This window comes from Neisseria sp. P0009.S010 (assembly GCF_051958545.1).
In the GTDB taxonomy this organism is placed as follows: Bacteria; Pseudomonadota; Gammaproteobacteria; order Burkholderiales; family Neisseriaceae; genus Neisseria; species Neisseria subflava_A.
On record NZ_JBQCVH010000005.1, the window covers coordinates 126828 to 149934 of the forward strand.

Sequence of the window (23107 nt, forward strand, 5' to 3'; positions counted from 1 at the left end):
TTTCTGCGTTATTGGATTTGGAATGTTTGTTCTGTGCCGTCGGTCAGGGTTGTGACTATGGTAATGGCTAGTTGTCCGTTAGCGGCGGCGGTCGGGTCAAAGTGTATGCTGCGGACGGTAATGCGCGGCTCCCATGCCGCTATGGCAGTGACGGCAGCCTGATGGCAGAGTGCTACAACGGTCTGGGTCATCGGCATATCTATCAGCTCTGGCAGAAGGCTACCGTAGTCTTCTCGCATGAGGCGGCTACCGATGCGAGTGAAGAGTATGTTCTTTATGGATTGGGCAATGTGTTCTTTTAAGCCGATGCTGCGTCCTGTTTGGTCATTGGTCATCTAGGCTGTCCTGTTGTGCCGCCGCTGTCGCCCTGGTGGGTGTGGGTGGTTAGGTTGACCCCGTTACTGATGATGCTGCCTGCTTCTTGGCGTATTGTGCCTTTGATAACTGCTGCCGCTCCACCTTCGCCACCACTTCCTGCCATGCCGCCCTGATATGTAAGCAGTCCGACAACGTTTAGTTTGCCTTTGATGTCTGTCTCGGGACTGTCGATAGTCAGGTGTTTGGTGTGTACGGTGGCTTTTTCTTTGACGGTAATATCGGCAGTTTTGATGCCTTTGATTTGCAGATGGCTTTTTGCGTGGTTGTATTTAAACTCTGCTCCGTCAGGCATGAGGATGATGGTTTCGTCTGGGTTTTGGGATGGGGCAGGATGTTGGGAGGTTGAGAAGCCGCAAATAATAATTCCGTTTTCGGGTTCTCCGCTGGGAGAAAGTATGATGCAACCTTCGCCGATGGAAGGTAAACGCCAAATTGATACGCCACCCGCTGCAGGAACAAAGTATGGCAACCAGTCTGTAATGAGACCGCCGTGTTGTGCGCGGATTCTGTTGGCAACAGGGTCGGTTTGGGAAACTGTGCCGATTTTTATGAGGTTTTCAATGTTGCGACTGGTCATGGGATGATGTAGTCTCCGATTTTTAGGCTTTCAGCTGCTTTTTTGCTTTCAAACATGGCTTTGCGGTCGAATTTCCAGCCGTATTCATTTTTTAGTCTGACGGTAATGAACCATAAGCCGCAAAAAAATAAGGGGCGGCTGTGGATTGCTATGACTTGGCAGGGTTCTTTGAACATGGTCTTGGTTTTGCTGTTTTTGGAAAGCCGCCGTTGTGGAGTGGCAACGGCGGCTTTTTGGGATGCCGTCTTTCCGGCTGTCATTACTCAACAATCACAAGGAACATATCACTTCAGATGACGATTTGATTTTGGCAAAGAGTGAATATGTGGGCAAGCAGATGGGGTTTTAGGTGGGTTTTTTAAGTTTTGGATATAGAAAAAGGTCGTCTGAAAACTTTTCAGACGACCTCAAAACTATTTTATCCGATACTTTTCCCGTAATGCCATCACATCTCGACCAAGGTTTTCCAGCATTTCTCGTCGCTCCTCTAAAAGCTCTGATCGGTCATAAGCGCGTTCTGTCTTATCCGTAATGCCATGCGAAAGCAGTAATTCACCCACATCTCTGCGAACCTTATAAACCTCCCTCAAATAAGTCCGTGCTAGACTCCGCAAACCGTGTGCCGTCGTATCCAGCCCCATTTTAGTACGAAGCTTTAATCTGACTGTCTCGGACGACAATGGCTTGGTAAACCCTGAACCTTCAAATAAGAATACTCCATTCACATTTAATCTTAATGCCTCAAAATAGATTCGCGTCAAAGCGGAACTTAATGGGACAACATGCGGCCTTGTTTTCATCCTTTCAATTGGAATTTCCCAAGTTCCTGCCTTTAAGTTAATTTCATCCAGACGAGTCCCTGCTGCTTCCGACGGCCGCGTCATACTCAAAAGTTGCCAATAAATTAATAGCCGCGCTCGTTCCCCAATTCCCTTCGATGTTTCTAACTTCTCCACTAAGAGTGGTAGCTCATCAAAGCGCAGTGTATCGAAATGACGTTCAGGTGGCCTATCGAATACTTGTTTTCCAATAACACTGACTGGATTTATAGTGATAGATCCATCTGCTACAAAATAATCAAACATCAATCCCAATGCACCTTTAACCCGACGTAAATATTCAAGCGCCCCGCGTTCTTCCATTTTCCTTAAAACTGCTACTATATCTGCCGTCTTGATCGAACGAATATCCTTTCCCTTAAAAAAAGGTAGTACATTCAATTCTAAAGCCGACAGTACTTGCCCTGCATAACGCGGATTTTTACCCATCCCTTGTTTGCCACCCGATTTCTTCCATTTTTCAAACCAAAGTACCAAGCAATTTTCAAAACGAAACTCTGCTCCTACGTCCGCAGAAATTGCCTTCGGATCAGTTCCATTTCTGATTTTTTCTAACATCTCCTTTCGCCATGCCCGCGCATCTGCTAGTCCGAAACGTGGAAATAAACCCAGCGTCAATGTGTTCATTTTCCCATCAGGGCGGCGGTATTGTAGCCTCCAAGACTTAGAACCTGAAGGCAAAATCCATAGGGCAAGCCCACCTCCATCTGGTAACTTGTAAACCTTCTCTTTAGGTTTTGCTGTTTTAATTTGAGACAGACTTAATGGCGTTACAATTTTTGGCATGAAGTGTTACTCCTTGGGTAATAACACATAAAATACCACAAAAAAGATAAAAGAATTGAAATATACCCGAAATGAATTTAAAGCAGATGAATAACAAAAAAGGCTAAGTTGTTGATAACTTAGCCTTTAATATGCGGTTTTAGAAGTAATGAAAAACTTATAAAAATGAAAATGGCAGAGAGGAAGGGATTCGAACCCTCGATACGCTATTCACGTATACACGCTTTCCAGGCGTGCGACTTAAACCACTCATCCACCTCTCTGTGGACTATTATCCTGACTTGTTATCAGAATAATGTAAAAACTTGACTTATTGATTTATCAGTGGTGCCCAGGAGAAGACTCGAACTTCCACACCCGTGAGGATACTAGCACCTGAAGCTAGCGCGTCTACCAATTCCGCCACCTGGGCAATTTAAATTTTCTTAAGCAAAGAAGTACCAAAATATTTGGTGCCCAGGAGAAGACTCGAACTTCCACGCCCGTGAGGACACTAGCACCTGAAGCTAGCGCGTCTACCAATTCCGCCACCTGGGCTTTGCTTTATTCTTCAATTTAAGGTACAGTTGAATACCTGAACTGCGAAGAAGCAGCTATTATATATTTTAAAAAAAGAATGTCAACTATCAAAATGAACAAAAATACTAAATCTTTAAATTTACGAGAAAAAGACCCGTATTTGGAGCGGGAGAAACAACGTTACGCTCATCCGTTGCCCAGCCGTGAATGGGTCATTGAATTATTGGAACAAAAAGGTGTGCCGACAAAAATCGAAGCTTTGGCACATGAATTGTCGATTACAGAAGATGAATATGAATTCTTCGAGCGCCGTCTGAAAGCGATGGCACGCGATGGTCAGGTGTTGATCAACCGACGTGGCGCGGTGTGTGCTGCAGAAAAATTGGCATTGGTTAAATGCCGTGTCGAAGCGCATAAAGACGGCTTTGGTTTTGCCGTGCCGCTAACGCCGACAGGCGAGGGCGATTTCGTTTTGTATGAGCGTCAAATGCGCGGTGTAATGCACGGGGATATTGTTACCGTTCGTCCTGCCGGTATCGACCGCAGAGGCCGTCGTGAAGGTACGGTTTTGGATGTAGTGGAGCGTGCGCAGTCTAAAGTGGTCGGCCGTTTTTATATGGATCGCGGCGTGGCCATTTTGGAGGCCGAAGACAAGCGTTTGAGCCAAAGTATCGTACTGGAACCTGAAAGCGTGGCGCACTTTAAACCGCAATCCGGCCAGGTGATTGTGGCTGAAATTGAGACGTATCCTGAAGCGCATCGTCCTGCAGTGGCTAAGCTGATTGAAGTGTTGGGCGATTATGCCGACAGCGGTATGGAAATTGAAATCGCTGTACGCAAGCACCATTTGCCTCATCAATTCAGCGAAGCGTGTGTCAAAGCCGCGAAGAAAATTCCTGATCATGTGCGTAAAACCGACTTGAAAGGGCGTGTGGACTTACGTGATTTGCCTTTGGTAACCATTGACGGTGAAACTGCGCGGGACTTTGACGATGCGGTTTTTGCTGAAAAAGTCGGCCGCAATTACCGTTTGGTGGTGGCGATTGCCGATGTCAGCCATTATGTCCGTCCTGATGACGGAATTGATGTAGATGCTCAGGAACGCAGTACCAGCGTGTATTTCCCACGCCGTGTGATTCCGATGCTGCCGGAGAAGTTGTCCAACGATATCTGCTCGCTCAATCCTGATGTTGAACGCCTGTGTATGGTGTGCGATATGGTGATTACCTATGCCGGCAATATCAAGGAATACCGTTTCTATCCGGCAGTAATGCGTTCGCATGCGCGACTGACTTACAATCAAGTTTGGGATTGGATTTCAGACGGCCGGGATCATCCGTTTAAGCAGCAAATCGATACTCTATATAAGTTATTTAAAATCTTGCAGAAAAAACGTTTCGAGCGTGGCGCGGTTGAGTTTGAGAGCGTTGAGACTCAGATGATTTTTGATGACAACGGTAAAATCGACAAGATCGTTCCCGTTGTCCGCAATGATGCGCACAAGCTGATTGAAGAATGTATGTTGGCGGCGAATGTTTGCGCGGCAGAATTTTTGCTGAAAAACAAACATACGGCTTTGTTCCGCAATCACTTGGGCCCGACTCCCGAAAAACTGGCCACTTTACGCGAGCAGCTTGGTTTGCTGGGGCTGAGTTTGGGTGGCGGTGATAATCCGACGCCGAAAGATTATGCTGCGCTTGCCGAACAATTTAAAAACCGTCCAGATGCGGAGCTGTTGCAAGTGATGATGTTGCGTTCTATGCAGCAGGCGGTTTATGAGCCGCATTGCGACGGTCACTTTGGTTTGGCTTATAGCGCATATGCACACTTTACATCGCCTATCCGCCGTTATCCGGATTTGACGGTACATCGTGCCATTAAGGCTGTATTGAACGGACAAATTTACCAACCCAATAAAACCTGGCAGGCTTTGGGCGTGCATACCTCTTTCTGCGAGCGCCGAGCCGATGATGCCAGCCGCGATGTGGAAAACTGGCTGAAAACTTATTATATGCGCGACAAAGTCGGCGAAGTCTTTAGTGGTAAGATTTCGGGCATGACAAGCTTCGGTATTTTTGTAACCTTGGACGACATTCATATCGACGGTTTGGTACACATCAGCGATTTGGGAGAGGATTATTTCAACTTCCGTCCTGAAATTATGGCAATTGAGGGCGAACGCAGCGGTGTCCGTTTCAATATGGGCGATACGGTTACTGTAAAAGTCGCGCGTGCCGATTTGGATACCAGCAAGATTGATTTGACCTTAATCAGCGGCGGTTCAGTCGGTAAGAAACGCGGCGGAAGAAAAGCGAAACCTGTGAGTAAGCCGACAGCTGCTGACAAGCCTGTCGAAAAGCGTAAGCGTAAACTTTCGGCTAAAGAAATTGATGAAGCGTTGGCTACTCCTGTGAAGGCAAAGAAGAGCAAGGTGAAAAGTAAACCTGCCTCTAAGCCTACTAAGCCAAGCAAACCTAAAGCCGCAAGCAAGAAAAAAGCGCAGGCGAAAACAGCTTCCGTCAAAGCCGGGCGTAAAAATAATGCTCAAGGTAAAAGCGTGAAGATTAAAGTGAAGAAAGCTGCTAAGAAATAAGTAGCATTCAATTCAGGCCGTCTGAAAAGTTTCAGACGGCCTGAATTCGTGATTTTATGAATAAAACCAAGGATAAATAAGATGATAAAACTATACGGTATTCCCAATTGCGATACGGTTAAAAAAGCGCGCAGTTGGTTGGCGGAAAACGGCATCGAGTTTGAGTTTGTAGATTTTAAGAAAAACGCCCCGACTGCCGAATTGATTGATGGCTGGCTGGAGCAGGCGGCTTTGGAAATTTTGCTCAATAAAAGAGGTACGACTTGGCGCAAGTTGGATAAAGATGCGCAAGAATCTGCCGCGACAAAAGAAGGTGCGATTTCTTTGATGGTGGGAAATCCCAGTATCATCAAGCGGCCTGTATTGGTCAAAGAAGGACAGGTTCATGTCGGATTTTCAGTAGAAGCGTATCAGGAAATTTTCGGATAAGGCATTTTTAGGTTTTTAGGCCGTCTGAAAAAGCAAGCCTCGAAAAAATACGTTACAATACGCGCTTTGAGCCTGTTTTCAGGATTTTAAGATTTTTGCGGCAGCATTTTCAGGCTGCCGCGCCAAACTTTTCTTTCGGATAAATATGTTCCATATTGTTGAAAAATATAAAACACCCGCCCAGATTGTTTTAGGTATCATCGGTCTGACCTTTATCGGATTCGGTGCCAATAACTTGTCTTCGCCGGGTTCTGATTACATTGTCAAAGTCGGGGATGAGAAGGTCAGCGAGCATGCTTTACAGATTGCGATACAAAATGAGCAGGCTGCCGGCAATAATGCGCCTTCGCGTGATGCGATATTCCAATCTTTATTGCAAAGAGCTTACCTGAAGCAGGGTGCCAAGCTGATGGGCATTGCTGTGTCTCAGGAACAAATCAAGCAAGTTATCGTGGATGATCCGAATTTCCATGATGCTTCTGGCAAATTCAGTCAGGATTTGCTCAAGAAGTATTTGGATCAGCGCAAAATGACGGAGGATCAGTTTGTTGAAGACATCCGTGAACAGTTCCAATTGCAAAATCTGTTGAATTTGGTGCAAAACGGTGCGTTGGTCAGCGATGCGCAAGCGCGTCAGTTGATTAACCTGACTCAAGCAACACGTACCATCCGTTCATTTACTTTCAGCCCTGAAGCATTTGCGGCACAAGTAAAAGTAGATGATGCGGCTTTGCAAAAGTATTATGAAGCGCATAAGAAAGATTACTTGATTCCTCAAGCCGTTAAGCTGGAATATGTGGCTTTGAACATCAAAGATTTGGCTGACAAGCAAACCGTCAGCGCAGAAGAAGTACAAAAAGCTTACGACAGCAAAAGCGTAGATTTGTCGCCAAGAGCCGAAATTGCGCATATTTTCATTCCTGTTATGCCTAACGGAGATGAAGCAAGCAATGCGGAAATTAAAGCCGAAGTAGATAAAATGGCTGCAGAGCTCAAAGCGCACCCAGATGCTTTCGCCGAGCTGGCGGCCAAGTACTCCAAAGATTTGTCTAGCAGCAACAAAGGCGGCAATTTGGGCTACCTGAGCAAAAGCGGCGGCAGTGGCTTTGGACCTGAATTTGATAAAGCGGCATTTGCATTGGGCAAAGGCGAAGTCAGCGATACCGTTAAATCATCTTTGGGTTATCACGTTATCAAAGTTTTGAATGTCGAAGCTGAGCCGACTTTGGAACAAGCCAAAGCGCGTATCGAAGCAGCCTTGAAACTGAAAAAAGCAGCTTCTGCCTTTAATGCCGCTAAAGAAAAATTGGGTGAAGATGCCTTCAATGATCCATCTTCTTTGGCAAAAGCAGCCGCCAATTCAGGTTTGAAAGTGGAAAACTTGGATGAGTGGGTGACCAAAGCGGGCGCGAAGGAAGCCGGCTTGCCTGAAGCATTGATTAATGCCGCGTTTAGTGATGATGTACTGAAGAAAAAACACAATTCTGAAGTGATCGCCATCAACAACGATACCGTTTGGGTCATTCGTGCGAAAGAAGTGCGCGAAGAGAAAATTGCACCATTTGCAGAAGTCAAAGACACTGTCCGTGCAGCATATCTGCGCTCTGAAGCTGCCAAACTGGCGGAGAAGAAAGCCCAAGAAACTTTGGCCGCATTGAAAGCCGGTAAAGCTGCCGATATTCAATGGTCGCCTGTTTCTCAATTGAGCGCACAAGATGCACGTAAAACCATGTCTCCGGAAGCTTATGCGGCTTTGCTGAAAGCGCGTCCTGTCGGCGGCAAACCTGCGTATACATTGTTGGAAGGTATGCCTGCGCCGGTGATTATGGAAGTTCAGAGCGTTTCTGCTCCTGAAAATGCCGATTCACAGATTCCGGCTGCCAAACAGGCTTTGGTTCAGCAGCTTTCTGCCAATGTGTTCGATAATTTACTCCAGTATTTGGATAAAAAAATCGATCGTAAGCAAGGCGCACAGCAAGTTAATAATGCTGCCGAATAAGCAGAGTATTTGAGTAGGGCAGCCGGATGAATTCCGGCTGTTTTCTTATTTTTAGCTATCTTTTTAAAGGCCGTCTGAAATCATGAGTAAAAATCCTGATGCCTTTGTCCGCTTGATTAATGCATTAAAAATCCTGCCCAATGTCGGCCCAAAATCCGCCCAGCGTATGGCTTACCAGCTTTTACAGTACAAACGCGAAGAAGCGCAGGAGTTGGTGGATGCTTTGCAGTTTGCTTTGAGACAGGTGCAACATTGTCGGATGTGCAACACATTTTGCGAAGGCGATTTGTGTGAAATTTGCGCAGACGAAAAACGCGATAAAAGCCGTTTGATGATTGTGCATATGCCGGCGGATGTCTCCAGCATGGAGGCGGCTAATTGTCATGATGGCCTGTATTTCGTTCTGATGGGGCAAGTCAGTCCGGCGCAGGGCATGGATATTTCGGCAGTAGCGTTAGATAAGCTGGTTGTCCGTTTGCAGGCGAGTGATATTGAGGAAATTATCATTGCAACCAACTTCACAGCCGAAGGCGATGCGACAGCATATGTATTGGCGGAATTGTTTAAAAATCTTCCTTATAAAGTCAGTCGATTGGCGAGGGGAATCCCTTTGGGTGGTGAGATGGAATATGTGGATGCTGGTACTTTGGCTCAGGCTGTTTACGATAGAAGGAATATTCAATCTTAAATGGCAATATAAAAAGGCCGTCTGAAAGTTTTTCAGACGGCCTTTTCATTGATTAAATCAGATTATTTGCAACTGACACCTTGAATTTGAGGCGTATCTCCGTTACCGACTTTGAATGCACATTTGGTTGCGCTGCTGCCGGATACGGTAACAACACCGTTTCCGCTGTTGAGGCTGACAGGTTCTTTTACGCCCATGCCGACAGCAGTGGCTGCCAGTTTTTGAACATCGGCGTCGGAGTAAGCGGTATTGTTTGAACTGATTTTGATTTCTTTGGCGGCATATGCATTGAAGCTGAATGACAAACCTACAGCTACGGATGCGAGGGCCAAGAATTTTTTGCTGTTCATTAGTGTATTTCCTTTTTGATGGTGACAAAGTGTGTCACAGCTTCAGAATAAGGGCGATTGGCAGATTGTGCAAGTTTTTCGGCGGAATTTACGGGAAGATACATGGTTTTACATACACTTTATCCCTGAATGCTATATCAGTCGGGCAATCGGACGACCTGTCGGTTTTACGGTACAATAAGCCTTTTTTGACAAACGAATGAGGCATTTTTGAATGGCTTCTTTAGAAACTTGGATAGGCCTGCGCTATTTACGTGCGAAAAAACGCAATGGCTTTATGTCATTTATTACCATGATTTCAATCGCCGGCATCGCCTTGGGCGTAACGGCGCTGATTGTGGTGTTATCGGTAATGAACGGATTTCAGAAAGAGATACGCGGTCAATTGTTGAACGTCGCACCTCATGCGGAAATCGGCTATTACGATGTCGGCAGTGCGCCGGGTTGGCAGAATTTGCGCGAATTTGTAAAAGGCAAAAAGGAAGTATTGGCCAGCGCGCCTTATGTTTCCGATCAGGCTTTGCTTGCCAATGCCGGAGAAGTACGCGGTGTGCAAATACGCGGTATCTTGCCGTCTGAAGAAAAAAATGTCGTCGATTACGGTAAGGATATGCCGGCCGGCAGTTTTGATGATTTGAAGCCGGGCGAGTTTGATATTATTTTGGGCCAAGGGCTGGCTGAGGCATTGGGTACGGAGATGGGCGGCAAGGTTACAGTGATTACACCAGAGGGTAACGTTACCCCTGCCGGCGTAGTACCGCGCTTGAAGCAGTTTAATGTAGTCGGTGTGGTAAAAACCGGTGTTTATGAAGTCGATAATACCTTGGCCATGACGCATATCAAGGATGCGCAAGTCTTGTATCGACTGGGTGAAAATGTCGGCGGGCTGCGTTTGCGACTGGCTGATCCTCAGAATGCGCCGTCTTTCATTGCCAAGTTGATTCCTGATGCTAAAAAAGATGAGGTATGGGTGCGCGACTGGACGTTTAACAACCGCAGTTATTTTGAAGCCGTTGAGTTGGAAAAACGCATGATGTTTATCATTTTGACATTGATTATCGCGGTTGCTGCGTTTAACCTCGTCTCTTCTTTGGTAATGGCGGTAACGGAAAAACAAGCCGATATTGCGATTTTGCGCACTTTGGGTTTATCCCCGGGCGGCGTCATGAAGATTTTCTTGGTGCAGGGTGCGTTTGCAGGATTCTTCGGTACGCTTGTGGGTGTAGTATGCGGTGTATTGCTGGGTTGGAATGTCGGCAAGATTGTCGCATTTTTTGAAGACCTGTTTGGCGTGCATTTGATTAACTCACAGGTTTATTTCATCGATTACCTGCCTAGTGATGTGAACTTGAAGGACGTCGCCGTTATTGCCTGCATTTCGCTTGGCTTGGCATTTATCGCCACACTATATCCGAGCTGGCGTGCTGCAAAAACCCAACCTGCGGAGGCTTTGCGTTATGAGTAAGACAATTTTGAAATGTATCGGCGTTGGCAAAAGCTATAATGACGGCGCATTGAATGTACAAGTGTTGAATCATTTAGATTTTGAAGTTGCCGAAGCGGAAAGCGTGAGTATCATCGGTTCGTCAGGCAGCGGTAAATCCACATTGCTGCACCTTCTTGGTGGTTTGGATATGCCGTCTGAAGGCAAGGTAATGTTGATGGATCAGGATTTGGGCGGTTTGAGCCAAAAACAGTTGGGCGAATTGCGCAACCGTTATTTGGGCTTTGTGTATCAGTTCCACCATCTATTGCCTGAGTTTTCTGCTTTGGAAAATGTCATGATGCCGCTTTTAATCGGCAAAATGCCCAAGGCGATGGCTGAGGAGAAGGCTGTTAAGATGCTGAAAAAGGTCGGCTTGGACAAGCGTATGCTGCACCGTCCGAGCGAACTTTCCGGCGGCGAGCGTCAGCGTGCGGCCATTGCCCGTGCTTTGGTTAATGAACCGAAATGCCTGTTGGCAGATGAGCCGACGGGGAACCTTGACCGTAAAAATGCGCAAAATGTGCTGGATATGATGCTGGATTTGAAACGCGAATTGAACACCAGCCTGATTGTGGTAACCCATGATGACGAGCTGGCTGAGCGTTTCGACCGGGTAATGACCATGAAAGACGGCAGTCTGCAAGTGCTGCAATAAGGTTATTATTTCAGGCAAATATTTTATGTTTTGAACGGTATAATAGAGGCCGTCTGAAAAATAGGTTTTCATTTATGGAAACACTGTTTTTCAGACGGCCTTTCTTTTTTCCGTATCAATCAATTCTGAGCCATGAATCCGACCGACTCTATCCTTTCCTCTGCCGCAGATGCGGCCATAGCGTTTTTCCGCCGCCACGAAGTACAGGGCGCATCCGTTATTGAGCCTTATGTGGTTCGACTGTTTGCAGCCTTGCAAAACGGGCATTCGTTTATTTACTTGGATAAAGCGGATGTCGATGCCTTAAGCAACTTGCCGAACTTGGTCGGTAATGCGGATAAACCGCTTATCCTGCAAGGCCGGAAATTGTTTTTGGGGCGGATGTGGCAGTTGGAGCATGATTTGGCTATTGAAATCAAACGGCTGGCAAGTGCCGAGGCGGAAGAAGTGAATTTTATGGCGGCTTCAAAAAGTCTGAGCGATTGGTTTGATACTAAAGACAGTAAAGAGCAACGGGATGCTGCGGCTTTGGCTTTGCTGCAAAACTTTATGCTGATTACCGGCGGGCCGGGTACGGGTAAGACGACGACCGTAGCAAAGCTTTTGGGTCTGATTTGTAATAACAGTACGAAGCTGCCCCGTATTGCGTTGGCGGCGCCGACGGGCAAAGCGGCTGCGCATATGGCACGGGCCTTGCAACGTGCTTTGGATGGTTTTGATTTGTCTCCGAGCATTAAAGCTCATTTAGAAAACTTGGAAGGGCAGACTGTCCATCGTTTGCTGAAACTGCGGCCGCCGCAAATGCGCCCTGCATTTAATCATGAATATCCGCTTGCTTTGGATGTTTTGGTGGTGGATGAGGCTTCGATGTTGGATCTACCGCTGGTATTGGATTTGTTGCGTGCCGTGCCGACCGGCTGTCGTCTGGTGTTGCTTGGCGATGAAAACCAGTTGCCGTCGGTTGGCTTGGGAGCCGTGTTGGCAGCATTGTCGCGTCCGACGGCTTTGGATAAAGAAACTGCTGAAAAGTTGGAAGTTTACCTGCCCGATCATGGTTTTGAGATTAAAGGACAGCCACAGGCTTTATCGCAAAACAATGCTAAATTGACGTTCAGCCACCGTTTTGGTGCAGACAGCGGTATTGGTTGTTTGGCAAGGGCGGTGGTGTCCGGGGAAAAGCAAACTGCGGTCGAACAGTTTGACAAGTTCCCCAAAGAATTGGAAATGAAATCAGGCCGTCTGAAAGAGCAGGTCGCCTTGCTGTATCAAAAGCAACAGGATTATTGGCAGGCCGTGGCAGAGAATAATGTCGCACTCGCCTACGGTCATGCGGCCGATGTGGTGGTATTGGCGGCTTGGCGGCAGGATGCGGATGATTTGAATCAGGCTTATCAAGAATATTTGCAACGACAAGGCAAGGTTTCGGGCGAAACGCCTTGGTTTGCCGGACAAATCATCATGATTACCCACAATGATTACATGCTGGAAGTGTTTAACGGCGACATCGGGCTGATTATGAAAGATGAAGAATCGTTGAATGGCTTGTCTGCCTATTTTCCTGAGAAAGATGGATTTAAAAAAATTGCCATCAGCCGTTTGCCCGATTTTGAATCGGCTTTTGCCATGACGGTGCACAAGAGTCAAGGTTCGGAATATCGGGAAGTATGGCTGTTTCCGCCGTCAGTGCCTGCAACGACGGAGGGCGAAGAGGAAGCCCGAGGGTTGGATAAGGCTTTGCTTTACACAGCCATTACCCGCGCGCGTGAACGTTTCGTGTTCTGGGGAAATGCAGAGGAATTGGTTAAGGCTGTGGGATGCCACCAAAAACGCAGGACGGCATTGGCCGATGCCTTGGAACGGCAGTTTGAACAGCTTGATGAGCAGGATTCTGTTTGACTTGAATCAAGAGGCCGTCTGAAAGAGGATAAAGCGTTTAAATCTGCTTGACTGATTACACTAATTTACATACGATAAAAATAATTAGTAAATAAAATGAATAATTTATACGAAATTCATAATTTTGTACGCTTTATCGAATACTTCACTTTCAATACCTTCTTTTGGAGAGTCGGCATGAAATTTCAAACCAAACTGATTGTAACCTGTATTTTATTGGCTTCATCGTCTTATTCTTTGGCAGAAAATGCTGATGGCGGGCATGATGCGGCGGCTTTGGCCACCACCAACGATTACGTCAATTCCGGCAGTATCATTCGTAAAGATGACGATAAAATCAGTATTTTCAATGATTTGTTGACTGTGAATGGTGGTTTGCGCGTACGTGCGGATACCAAAGACATCAATGCCAATAACAGCGGTATCAATCCGACGCCTGAAGATACCAATGCCAACTTTAATGCGGAGTTTTGGTTGCGCGCGAAACTGTACAAAGACTGGAAATTGGTTGCACAAATCGAGCCGAATATCGATTTGGAAACCGGTAAGTTCAACGGCGATCATGATGTGCCGGTCAATAAACTGTATGCCGAAGGTACTTTGTACAACAACATTAAAGCGCGTGTCGGTAAATTCGGCGCATTCTCTTCCTATGGCCGCGTATGGGATACCGAAGTAACCGGCGGCGAAATCTTCTTCGACAATAAAACCCTGCCTACCAAAATCTATGCGGGCCGCCGTACTGGCAATCTGAACGACAACGCATGGGGCATTGGCGGCCGCCGCAGACATTTTGCCGCGGTGCAAAGCATGTTGCCTGTGAATGAGAATATTAACGTCGGCGCAACCGTCAGCTACATGAAAGACATCGATGTACGCGGTGCGAAGAAAAATGCGGTCTTCGGAGAAATCGGTACGGACATCAAATTTAATGACGATTGGCATTGGATGGCTGCAGTCAGCAAGTCCAATATCAAAGCCTATAATGATGCCGGACAAAAAATCAAAAATGATGGCGTGTTCACTGAAGTGCGCTATAAATCAGCCGACTGGAATGCCCGCAATTCTTACGACGTATTCTTGAACTACCGCCGTGTCGGATCGTTGTCCGGTGTCTCTTCTGCTGAGGATTACAGCAAAAATGTCCAAGGCGTGCAAATCGGTGCGACCTATATTCCTTGGAAAAACTGGAAACTCAAAGGCTTCTATTTGGCCGGCAAACAGGTTACGCCTACCGTCGGTACGGATAAGCAGGATGTAAACGTTATTCGTGGTCAGTTAGAGTATAAATTTTAATCATCACAAATAAAAACAGGCAGGATGTCCTGCCTGTTTTTAGTTTTCAGACGGCATGGATATAGAGCCGTCTGAAACAATGGATGAAACGCTTTACCAGCTATCGCGCTTCATACGGTCGAGCTGGCGGCGGTCGCGTTTGGTTGGGCGTCCGTCCGGATAAGCGGCACTGATGCGACTGGCTTGGTCGAGTTGTTTTTGAGCTTCGCGTTCGGCAGCCGTTTTCATGTCTTCTTCGTAGAGTAAACGCGCTTCCGGTGCCGGGCGGCGTTGATGATTGAGCGCGGCAACTTTGAATTTGTAGGGTAGGGAGTTCAAAGTCATGTCGATGGTGTCGCCGGCAGAAATATTTTTGCTGTTTTTCACCTTCGAGCCGTTTACCAAAACCCTGCCCAGCTCAATATGTTTTTGTGCCAGCGCGCGGGTCTTGAAAAAGCGTGCGGCCCACAGCCATTTGTCCAAGCGCATGGACGAATTGTCATGATCGTTTTTCATAGCCTGTTTGAAATGATTGAACTGAATTGAAGTTTATCATAAGATACGGCACTTCATTCATTTAGTGCAGATATACTATTTCTTTGTTAAAGGCCGTCTGAAAGATTTTTTATTGCAAAAGATGGCAGTTTCCCTTTGAGAAATGCTGTCAAATACGTCTGATTAGCGTATCATGTCAGCAACCGTTACCGAGAGCTTTGTTTTATGAAACCCGTTTTTTTGGACTTCGAACAACCCATCGCCGAATTAACCAATAAAATCGACGAGTTGCGATTCGTACAAGATGAATCTGCCGTTGATATTTCCGACGAGATTGCCAGACTGCAAAAGAAAAGCAGTGAGTTGACCAAGTCGATTTTCAGCAAGCTGACTCCGGCTCAAATTTCACAAGTGTCCCGCCATCCGCAACGACCTTATACTTTGGACTACATCAACGGTATTTTTACCGATTTTGAAGAGTTGCACGGCGACCGCCATTATTCTGACGATCATGCCATTGTCGGCGGTTTGGCGCGTTTCAACGGCCAAAGCGTGATGGTTATCGGTCATCAAAAAGGCCGCGATACCAAAGAAAAAATCCGCCGTAATTTCGGTATGCCGCGTCCTGAGGGTTACCGTAAAGCACTGCGTTTGATGCAGACTGCCGAAAAATTCAATATTCCGGTCATGACCTTTGTCGATACCCCGGGTGCGTATCCTGGCATTGGCGCGGAAGAACGCGGCCAGTCTGAAGCCATCGGCCGTAATTTATACGAACTGACCCGCCTGCATGTGCCGGTATTGTGCACCATTATTGGCGAAGGCGGTTCGGGTGGTGCATTGGCAGTGGCTGTCGGCGACTACGTCAATATGCTGCAATACTCGACTTATTCGGTGATTTCTCCCGAAGGTTGCGCCTCTATTCTTTGGAAAACTGCTGAAAAAGCAGCAGATGCCGCGCAAGCATTGGGTATTACCGCCAAACGCCTGCAAGAATTGGACGTCATCGATAAAGTGATTGATGAGCCTTTGGGCGGCGCACACCGTGATTTTGAAACCACGATGAAAAACGTTAAAACCGTTTTGGAACAGCAATTAAGCGAAGCGCAAAGCATGACCATGCCTGACTTGCTTGCTCGCCGTTTCGACCGCATCATGGCTTACGGTAAATTTACCGATAAATAAGTTTTACTGCTGAAAAAGCAAGCAGATACCGCTGCTTGCTTTTTTTGTGTTCTATTTTTGAGTTATTCACAATTTCAGGCCATCTGAAATGTCGCAAGTATCCCCTGATTCCCTATTTAAAAGTTTTCAAGCAGCTGTTCCTGATTTGCCGAGCCATACTGTTGTTGAAGTTGGCTTGAGTGGCGGATTGGATTCTGTCGTCCTGCTGCATCTTTTGCATCGGATGCGCGAATTTAGCCATTTTGATTTGCGCGCCGTTCATGTTCATCATGGTTTAAGCACTAATGCCGACAGTTGGGCTAAATTTTGTCAGGATTATTGTCAGCGTCTGAATGTTGTCTTGCGAGTGTGTCGTGTCAATGTGGAAAAACAAGGAAAAGGTTTGGAAGCGGCGGCTAGGGCTGCACGATATCAGGCATTTTCAGACGGCCTGAAGAAAATTATTGTTTTGGCACACCATCGCAATGATCAAATCGAAACATTTATGCTGTCAGCCGTGCGCGGGGGCGGATTGCGCGGTATGGCGGCCATGCCGGTATGGCGTGATTTAAATGAAGAGATTCAAATTTGGCGACCGCTTTTGGCATTTTCCCGTCAGGAACTGGCTGAGTATGCGCAACAATGGGGATTATCTTTTGTTGAAGACGAAAGTAATGAAGACTCCGGCTATTTACGCAATTGGATGAGAAATCAGGCTTTACCGCAATGGCAGCAGCGTATTCCGAATTTTGAGCGGCAAATTTGTGCCAATGTTCGATTATTGCAGGAAGATTTGCAGCTTTTAGATGAATTGATTGAGTCTGAATATCAGCGCATCAGTCCAAACGGAATATTCAACATCAGTCTGTGGCGGAAATGTACGCCGCTTTTGCGTCGTCGGTTGCTTTGGTATTTTTTACGAAAGCAAACGGAATCATTGCCTTCTTATCACAGTATTGCCGATTTTGCCCGAGTGTTAGAAACCGTAGATCAGGCGCAGTTGAATTTGTCAGATGGGGAACTGGTCGCATATCGAGACAAGCTGTTTGTTTATCAGGAAAGTGAGTTTCAAAAACTGCCTTGGTGTAATGGCAGGGAAGTTCAAGGCCGTCTGAAAGATATTTTGCTCGAAAATGGTTTTGTTTTATTACCGTTTAAGGGAGGTTTGTCGGCAGAGGAGTTGGAGAAGCCGGCGGTACTTAGAAGTGTGGCCAAAAGTGATGTGATTCAGTCGGGACAGAGGGAAAAATCAGTCGAAAAACTATTGCAAGAGTGTCATATTGTGCCACTCGTCCGTAAATATTGGCCGATTATCCTAAGTATGGGCAACAAGTGCCTTGCTGTTGTTAATCTTCGGGTGGGAAGCGATGTTCAAATAGGGGAAGGCTATCTGCCTGTTCATGAAAAGTTGGTCAAATATATAGCAGAAAAGCAAAGAGAATAACTTTAAATTTAGTAAGTATTAGTAATTTAACTACTTGTGCTAAGTGTATATATAATAAGCAATACAGCTTATGTTAGAGCATCTGCACGAATAAACTTTTGCGATTAAATGTAATCTCGTGGAACTATTTCAAAGCGTTGCTGTCTTTACTGTGCACAGCACGCTTTACTATTTTTGGTTTAAAGCAGTAAAACGATTAAAGGTTGAATATGAACGATCGCCAAATAGATCAAGTTTTGGTGGAGCGCGCACAGAAAGGTGACCATAAGGCATTCGAGATGCTGATGTCCAAGTATCAGCGTCGGCTAAACAGACTGATTTCCCGTTTTATTCAGGATGAGCATGAAGTGCACGATGTAACCCAAGAGGCAATGATTAGGGCTTATCGTGCATTGGCAAATTTTCGTGGAGAAAGTGCATTTTATACATGGCTGTACCGTATCGGTATCAATACGGCAAAGAATTTCCTGACCACTTCGGGTCGTCAGTTTTTTGTCAGCTCGGAAGCGGCCAATGAGGAGGGAGATGTTCTTGATTTAACCGATCAGATTGCGGATTACCATACGCCGGAAGCTGAAATGATGAATCGGGAAATCTTGCAGACCGTCGAAGCAAGCATCGCGCAACTGCCAGACGATATGCGTCAAGCCATTACGCTTAGGGAAATGGATGGCTTGTCTTACGAAGAAATAGCTCGGGTAGTGGATTGTCCGATAGGTACAGTACGTTCGCGTATTTTCAGAGCGCGTGAACTGATTGCAAAAGATTTGCGGCCGCTGTTGGATACTTCTGAAGATCAAAGGTGGTAATAAAAATGAACGACAAAACAAATAAAGCATTGGAGTATGTGTCCGCATTGATGGACGGTGAAGCATTGACTGATGAGATGCTGGATGCCGTATTGGCAGACGAGGAAGCATTGCGCGCTTGGCATGAGTACCACATTATCGGCGACTGTATCCGTCAGGGTGCGGCGGCGAAGGTGGCTGATGAAACCATGCAAAGCAAAGCATTTACAGTGCCTCAAGCTGAGATTGCCGGCAAGCAGAAAAAATATACTCACCGCGAAGCGGCCAATAACGGCTTCTTTAAATTCTTTGCAGCCGCTGCCAGCGTGTGTGCCATTGCTGTGACGGCATGGCAGTTTACGCCGCAAACTTCTCGTGACGCTATGCCGGTTGTTGAGAAGTCTAATGTTCAGCCTGCACAAGATATCATTCCGGTAAGCGGTACGCCTGACGATAAAGTGGCTTCTGAGCCTGGTGAAACCGTTGTGCCGAATGCGGCGAAAGATGGCAAGATTGAAAACCGTCCGACTGTCCGTACCGAGCAGAAAAATGAGCAGCAGACTGTTGTGCAGTAAAAAATGAAATCATGCAAAACCCTTGCTTTATGGCAAGGGTTTTTATTTTTGCAGTAAAACCGTCAGGCCGTCTGAAAGCATAGCTTCAAAGAAGTCAAAAACAGTTATAATGCGCTCCATGAAACTGATTACCTCTGCTCAAAACGAACAGCTCAAACATTTATTCCGTCTTTTGACGCAGGCCAAAGCAAGGCGCGAAAGCGGTGAAACCGTATTGGAAGGCGTACATCTGCTGCAAACTTATTTGCAAAGCGGCGGTACGCCCAAACAGGTTTACCTGCCTGAAAAGAAACAGCAACATCCTGAAATTCAAGAAATTACGGCGCAGTTGGACGAGGGATTGATTACTTGGGTCGGTAACGAAGCGCTGTCTAAAATCACCAGTCTGACCGATGCCGATGATGTGATGACTTGGATTGATATTCCGAAACAGGCAGGCTTGCCTTCAGACGGCGATTGCGTGGTATTAGAGCGGGTACAAGACCCCGGTAATGCAGGGACGATTTTGCGCAGCGCGGCGGCGGCCGGAGTCAAGCAAATCGTGTGCAGCAATGATTCCGTGGATATCTGGTCGCCCAAAGTGTTGCGGGCGGGAATGGGCGCGCATTTTCTGCTGTCTATTTTCAGTCGGGTGGAATTATCCGCTTGGATGGAAACGTATCAGCATCCAATTTGGGCAACAGCTTTGGGTGGCCGCAATATCGGTTTGTATGAAATGAACCTCAACCAACCTTGCGCTTGGGTGTTTGGCAACGAAGGCAGCGGCGTGAGTGAAACGACGAAAGAGAAGGCTGAAGCCTGTGTCAAAATCCCCATGTTGGGGCAAACCGAATCCTTGAATGTCGCGATGGCGGCAACGGTTTGTCTGTTTGAACAAATGCGGCAACGTATCCATGCCCAGGCCGTCTGAAAACCATAATACGATTTTATTTTAAGGAACGAAAATGCAAATACTGACTTTTGATGAAGCGGCACGCAGCCGATTGATGGAATTGCTGGATGCCAAATCCGAAGCCCACAACACCATGCGTTGTGATGAAGTGCAGGGTTTTATGATGGCTTTGTTGAGCGGTCCGGATGCTTTGAATCCGACCAACTGGCTGCCTGAAATTTTGGGTGAAGAATCCTTGTTTGATGCCAAAGAGCGTACCGAAATCGAGCGTTTGGTCATGGCAATGGCCGCCGATATGCGCATGAAGCTTAATGAGAAAATCCTGCCTGATTTGTGGTTTTATGAAGACGAAGCCGGCAATCCGGATTTCTACACATGGTGTAACGCCTACCTTTACGCACTGGATATTGTGCCTACCGATTGGTTTGAGGCAGTCGATCAGGAAGAGTTTGAAGATTTGTTCTATCCGATTATGGCTTTGGGCGGCATCTATGACGATGAGGAAAACGGCGAAGTCATCTTGCATCTGAATGAAAAAGAGCTGACCCAGTTGGAATCTGATTTGCCGCACGTCCTGCTGGATATTTACTGGTATTGGCAGGCCATCATCAATAAACCGCAAACCGTCCGCCGCGAAGGCGAAAAAGTGGGTCGCAACGATCCTTGCCCATGTGGCAGCGGTAAAAAATACAAAGCCTGCTGCGGCAAATAAGAAAAATAAATAGTGAAATGAAAAGGCCGTCTGAATACTTGAAATTCAGACGGCCTTTAATGTTTTGTCTTAGAACAATGAGGCCAACCAAACAAACAGAATGGTCAGCGCAATGGTCAATGCGCAGCCGATTTTGGCCACAGTACCGATGATGAAGCCGATAAACGTACCGATACCGACTTTGCCTGCCTGCCAAGTGTCTTTGCGTGCGATAAATTCGCCGATGGCCGCACCGGTCAAAGGGCCGAGCAACAAGCCGGGAATGGAGAAGAATGCGCCGACGATGCCGCCGATAAACGCGCCCCAAACCGCGGTTTTACTTGCTCCGGTATATTTTGCCCCCAATGCCCCTGCCACATAGTCCATCGCAGTGCCGAATACGGCAACGATGGCCAAAAATGTCAGCGTACCCGAGCCAAACACTTGATAATCGCCGGCATAACCCAACAGCCATGCACCACCAAACATCAAACCTAATCCGGGCAAGGCAGGGTAAATCGTGCCTAAAATGCCGACAACAATGGCGATCAAGCCGAGAACGATGAGAACAGCAGTCATGAGGTTCCTTTTGAATTTAAGAGTGTAATAACGGCAGTATTATGGGCACATTTTGTTATATTTTCATGAGAGATTGTGCAATAAAATGAAAAATTATCCAGAGGAGCGCTCAATTAAAATCGATGAATAAATACCTAAGCGAATTATTGTGAATCACGATCCGAATGATTGAATAAATTTCTATTCAAATATAAAAGCAGGCCTACCAATACGGCCAAGTACACTGCAACCCAATACGCATCTGTATAACCAATAGCCTTTGCCAGACGTAGGGCGGAGAAACCGGCCGCGTAACTGCCGAGCAGGACGACAGAAAATTGCAGGCTGCTGTCGAGTGCAGCGGTGGCGCGGTCGGATTTGTCCATCACCAACGCTAGTATCACCGGCAGCAGTAGCGTGTAGCTCAGGCTCAGGGCGATGATTTGCGCGGGGGGCAGCCAAGGGTGGACGCGTGCGAGCGTATCGATGGCGGTCATGGATGCCAAAAGCGGCAGTTGCAGCACGTAGAGTAGGAACACGAGTTTGCGGCGTGAATAATTGCGCGAAAACCAGCCCGACAGCGGCGTAACGATCAGGCAGGCAACAGGAATGCCCACCGCCAGAATCCCGCCCGTCTGCTTCGGGTTGAAGCCCAAATCCGCCAGCTTGGGCACAAAGGTTGCCGCCATAAACGCATACGGTACGGCAACGGCAAACAGCAAAACCAGCCACCGCCAGCCCGTTTCAGGTTGCTGCCAAAAAGAAACCAGCCGCGTTGCCAACGCCGTCCAACTGCCTTGCGCCGTCGGACTTCCCGGCTCGCGGTAGTACAAGAGTTGCAGCAACATCAGCAGGCTGAACGCCAGCATAAAGCCGGCCGCCGCCGTCTGTCCGTATTCCTGATACAGCCACAACACCAGCGCGCCGCCGATTATCTTGCCGCCGCGTGCCGCCATCGTTTGAATCACGCCGCCGAAACCGCGTTCGCGGTGCGGCAGGACGATGCACGACAAACCCAGCATCGCGCAGCCGTACACCGCCGACATGGCCGAGAGCAAAACGCAGCAGGCCAGAAGTAGCGGGAAATTCTGCGTGATGTCGGTGCAGGCCATCAGCCCGAATACTGCCGAAAGCCCCAGTGTCGCCGTCAGCAGCCAGCCGCGAAACCGCCCGAACCGCCCCGCCGGCCGCTGCTCCATCAGTGCGGCAAACAATACTTTCGCTGCTTCGATACTGCCGATTAAATGAATCCAGCTCAGTTGGTTCAGGCTGTAACCGTGATTTTTCAAAATAGCGATCAGCGCGACCAGATAAAAACCGGTTAGCGTGAATTTGTAAGTGCTGCCGCCGATAAGCAGCAGCCAGTCGCGTGAGTTTGGGGAAGTCTGATTGTCGGACATCACATGATTCTTTTGAAGATAAGGCAAATAAAGGGACAAGGCCGTCTGAACATATTGGGTGGCAATACTTGATTTGTATTTAAATAGGTTTAGTATCTTTTCAGACGGCCTTCAACGCTTCTTCTGCGCGAAGCAGGGCGGTTGTTTCATCTGCTTCGACGATGTAGTTCACGCCCAGCGCGGGGCCGAGTTTGGACGATTGTTCGCGGAAGAACGCCAGTTGCGCCGCGTCGGGTTCGATGAGGAGCATGGCGGCGCAGCGTTCGGCGAGTTGCGGCCGGTGTGCCTTTATCCATTCGATGTAGGTTTTGCGGTCGGCAATGCGCTGTTCGTCGCTTACCTGCCGTCGCATGGGGGTGCAGACGGTGGCGAAGCGGCGGTTTTGGTTTAACAGGGTTTCGAATTCGGCCAGCCAGTCGGAAAAGTCGGCGACGTGGGTCAGGTCGGTCAGGTAGATGGTGCCTTCGGGCAGGGTTTTGGCGGGGGTGAAGTAGTGCATCGGATTCCTTTGGGTGTTGGGAAGCAGGGTAGGTTAATAGTTGGGCATTTATGCTTGGCTTTTTATTTAGACTTCTTGTGCCGTCATTCCCGCGCAGGCGGGAATCCAGAATGGAGACTCGAAGGCACTTC

General features: G+C 47.4%; 23 protein-coding genes and 3 tRNA genes. 14 read left to right on the forward strand and 12 right to left on the reverse strand.

The features are described from left to right. Positions 1-8: 8 nt before the first annotated feature. The 7 genes from ACTHSN_RS06820 to ACTHSN_RS06850 form a co-directional block, all read right to left on the reverse strand. On the reverse strand, positions 9-335 hold the full coding sequence (locus tag ACTHSN_RS06820; RefSeq protein WP_440365218.1) for a GPW/gp25 family protein: 327 nt from the start codon (positions 333-335) through the stop codon (positions 9-11). Then, on the reverse strand, positions 332-955 hold the full coding sequence (locus ACTHSN_RS06825; RefSeq protein WP_440365219.1) for a phage baseplate assembly protein V: 624 nt from the start codon (positions 953-955) through the stop codon (positions 332-334). The genes ACTHSN_RS06820 and ACTHSN_RS06825 overlap by 4 nt, the downstream gene beginning before the upstream one ends. Further along, entirely contained in the window at positions 952-1215 is a 264-nt protein-coding gene (locus tag ACTHSN_RS06830; RefSeq protein WP_063075578.1) for a hypothetical protein, read from the reverse strand. Before ACTHSN_RS06830 ends, ACTHSN_RS06825 begins: the two co-directional genes overlap by 4 nt. Before the next feature lie 153 nt (positions 1216-1368). Then, a complete protein-coding gene (locus ACTHSN_RS06835) occupies positions 1369-2580 on the reverse strand; it encodes a tyrosine-type recombinase/integrase (protein WP_107792038.1) in 1212 nt (403 codons plus the stop codon). Positions 2581-2752: 172 nt separating this feature from the next. After that, a tRNA-Ser gene (locus tag ACTHSN_RS06840) sits at positions 2753-2843 on the reverse strand. Between the two features lie 62 nt (positions 2844-2905). Beyond that, a tRNA-Leu gene (locus tag ACTHSN_RS06845) sits at positions 2906-2992 on the reverse strand. Positions 2993-3030: 38 nt separating this feature from the next. After that, positions 3031-3117: transfer RNA gene (locus ACTHSN_RS06850), tRNA-Leu, on the reverse strand. Between the two features lie 94 nt (positions 3118-3211). Between ACTHSN_RS06850 and rnr the strand changes: the two genes are divergently transcribed. From rnr to recR, 4 genes are all read left to right on the forward strand, one after another. After that, positions 3212-5692, forward strand: a complete 2481-nt coding sequence (rnr, locus tag ACTHSN_RS06855) for a ribonuclease R (protein ID WP_440365220.1) — start codon at positions 3212-3214, stop codon at positions 5690-5692. Between the two features lie 81 nt (positions 5693-5773). Further along, positions 5774-6121, forward strand: coding sequence for an arsenate reductase (locus ACTHSN_RS06860; protein WP_070460793.1), 348 nt, complete (start codon positions 5774-5776; stop codon positions 6119-6121). 145 nt (positions 6122-6266) lie between these two features. Beyond that, positions 6267-8120: a SurA N-terminal domain-containing protein gene (locus ACTHSN_RS06865; protein ID WP_107792037.1), complete on the forward strand. Its 1854-nt coding sequence runs from the start codon at positions 6267-6269 to the stop codon at positions 8118-8120. Between the two features lie 82 nt (positions 8121-8202). Continuing rightward, the gene (gene recR, locus ACTHSN_RS06870) at positions 8203-8808 is read left to right on the forward strand and encodes a recombination mediator RecR (RefSeq protein ID WP_049348472.1); all 606 of its coding nucleotides are present in this window, start codon (positions 8203-8205) and stop codon (positions 8806-8808) included. Between the two features lie 62 nt (positions 8809-8870). Here recR and ACTHSN_RS06875 read toward each other — a convergent pair whose 3' ends face one another. After that, the gene (locus ACTHSN_RS06875) at positions 8871-9158 is read right to left on the reverse strand and encodes a hypothetical protein (RefSeq protein ID WP_070460788.1); all 288 of its coding nucleotides are present in this window, start codon (positions 9156-9158) and stop codon (positions 8871-8873) included. A gap of 214 nt (positions 9159-9372) precedes the next feature. Between ACTHSN_RS06875 and ACTHSN_RS06880 the strand changes: the two genes are divergently transcribed. The 4 genes from ACTHSN_RS06880 (at position 9373) to ACTHSN_RS06895 (ending at position 14491) form a co-directional block, all read left to right on the forward strand. Then, a complete protein-coding gene (locus ACTHSN_RS06880; RefSeq protein WP_070460786.1) occupies positions 9373-10623 on the forward strand; it encodes a lipoprotein-releasing ABC transporter permease subunit in 1251 nt (416 codons plus the stop codon). Continuing rightward, entirely contained in the window at positions 10616-11299 is a 684-nt protein-coding gene (lolD, locus tag ACTHSN_RS06885) for a lipoprotein-releasing ABC transporter ATP-binding protein LolD (protein WP_070460784.1), read from the forward strand. Before ACTHSN_RS06880 ends, lolD begins: the two co-directional genes overlap by 8 nt. Positions 11300-11431: 132 nt before the next feature. Next, a complete protein-coding gene (gene recD, locus ACTHSN_RS06890; protein ID WP_070460782.1) occupies positions 11432-13195 on the forward strand; it encodes an exodeoxyribonuclease V subunit alpha in 1764 nt (587 codons plus the stop codon). 177 nt (positions 13196-13372) lie between these two features. After that, a complete protein-coding gene (locus tag ACTHSN_RS06895; protein ID WP_432760687.1) occupies positions 13373-14491 on the forward strand; it encodes a hypothetical protein in 1119 nt (372 codons plus the stop codon). A gap of 93 nt (positions 14492-14584) precedes the next feature. On the opposite strand, the gene ACTHSN_RS06900 is transcribed toward ACTHSN_RS06895, so the two are convergent. Next, complete coding sequence (locus tag ACTHSN_RS06900; RefSeq protein WP_003679090.1) at positions 14585-14986, reverse strand: RNA-binding S4 domain-containing protein; 402 nt, start codon at positions 14984-14986, stop codon at positions 14585-14587. A 204-nt stretch (positions 14987-15190) separates the two neighbouring features. Here ACTHSN_RS06900 and ACTHSN_RS06905 point away from each other — a divergent pair, with 204 nt between their 5' ends. From ACTHSN_RS06905 to ACTHSN_RS06930, 6 genes are all read left to right on the forward strand, one after another. Further along, positions 15191-16150, forward strand: coding sequence for an acetyl-CoA carboxylase carboxyltransferase subunit alpha (locus ACTHSN_RS06905; protein ID WP_070460779.1), 960 nt, complete (start codon positions 15191-15193; stop codon positions 16148-16150). Positions 16151-16238: 88 nt separating this feature from the next. Next, positions 16239-17573 carry a tRNA lysidine(34) synthetase TilS gene (tilS, locus tag ACTHSN_RS06910; protein ID WP_070460777.1) on the forward strand — a complete coding sequence of 445 codons (1335 nt, stop codon included), beginning with the start codon at positions 16239-16241 and terminating at the stop codon, positions 17571-17573. Between the two features lie 209 nt (positions 17574-17782). Beyond that, positions 17783-18382, forward strand: coding sequence for an RNA polymerase sigma factor RpoE (gene rpoE / locus ACTHSN_RS06915; protein WP_036493687.1), 600 nt, complete (start codon positions 17783-17785; stop codon positions 18380-18382). 5 nt (positions 18383-18387) lie between these two features. Next, the gene (locus ACTHSN_RS06920; RefSeq protein ID WP_070460775.1) at positions 18388-18936 is read left to right on the forward strand and encodes a sigma-E factor negative regulatory protein; all 549 of its coding nucleotides are present in this window, start codon (positions 18388-18390) and stop codon (positions 18934-18936) included. A 118-nt stretch (positions 18937-19054) separates the two neighbouring features. Next, a complete protein-coding gene (locus ACTHSN_RS06925; protein ID WP_070460928.1) occupies positions 19055-19846 on the forward strand; it encodes a TrmH family RNA methyltransferase in 792 nt (263 codons plus the stop codon). 34 nt (positions 19847-19880) lie between these two features. Further along, a complete protein-coding gene (locus ACTHSN_RS06930; protein WP_049348483.1) occupies positions 19881-20540 on the forward strand; it encodes a YecA family protein in 660 nt (219 codons plus the stop codon). Positions 20541-20609: 69 nt separating this feature from the next. On the opposite strand, the gene ACTHSN_RS06935 is transcribed toward ACTHSN_RS06930, so the two are convergent. From ACTHSN_RS06935 to ACTHSN_RS06945, 3 genes are all read right to left on the reverse strand, one after another. Then, positions 20610-21098 (reverse strand): DUF456 domain-containing protein, encoded by a 489-nt coding sequence (locus tag ACTHSN_RS06935; protein ID WP_049333782.1) that lies wholly within the window; start codon positions 21096-21098, stop codon positions 20610-20612. 143 nt (positions 21099-21241) lie between these two features. After that, a complete protein-coding gene (locus tag ACTHSN_RS06940; protein ID WP_070460773.1) occupies positions 21242-22477 on the reverse strand; it encodes an MFS transporter in 1236 nt (411 codons plus the stop codon). A gap of 100 nt (positions 22478-22577) precedes the next feature. After that, positions 22578-22976 (reverse strand): extensin, encoded by a 399-nt coding sequence (locus tag ACTHSN_RS06945; RefSeq protein WP_070460771.1) that lies wholly within the window; start codon positions 22974-22976, stop codon positions 22578-22580. Between the last annotated feature and the right edge of the window lie 131 nt (positions 22977-23107).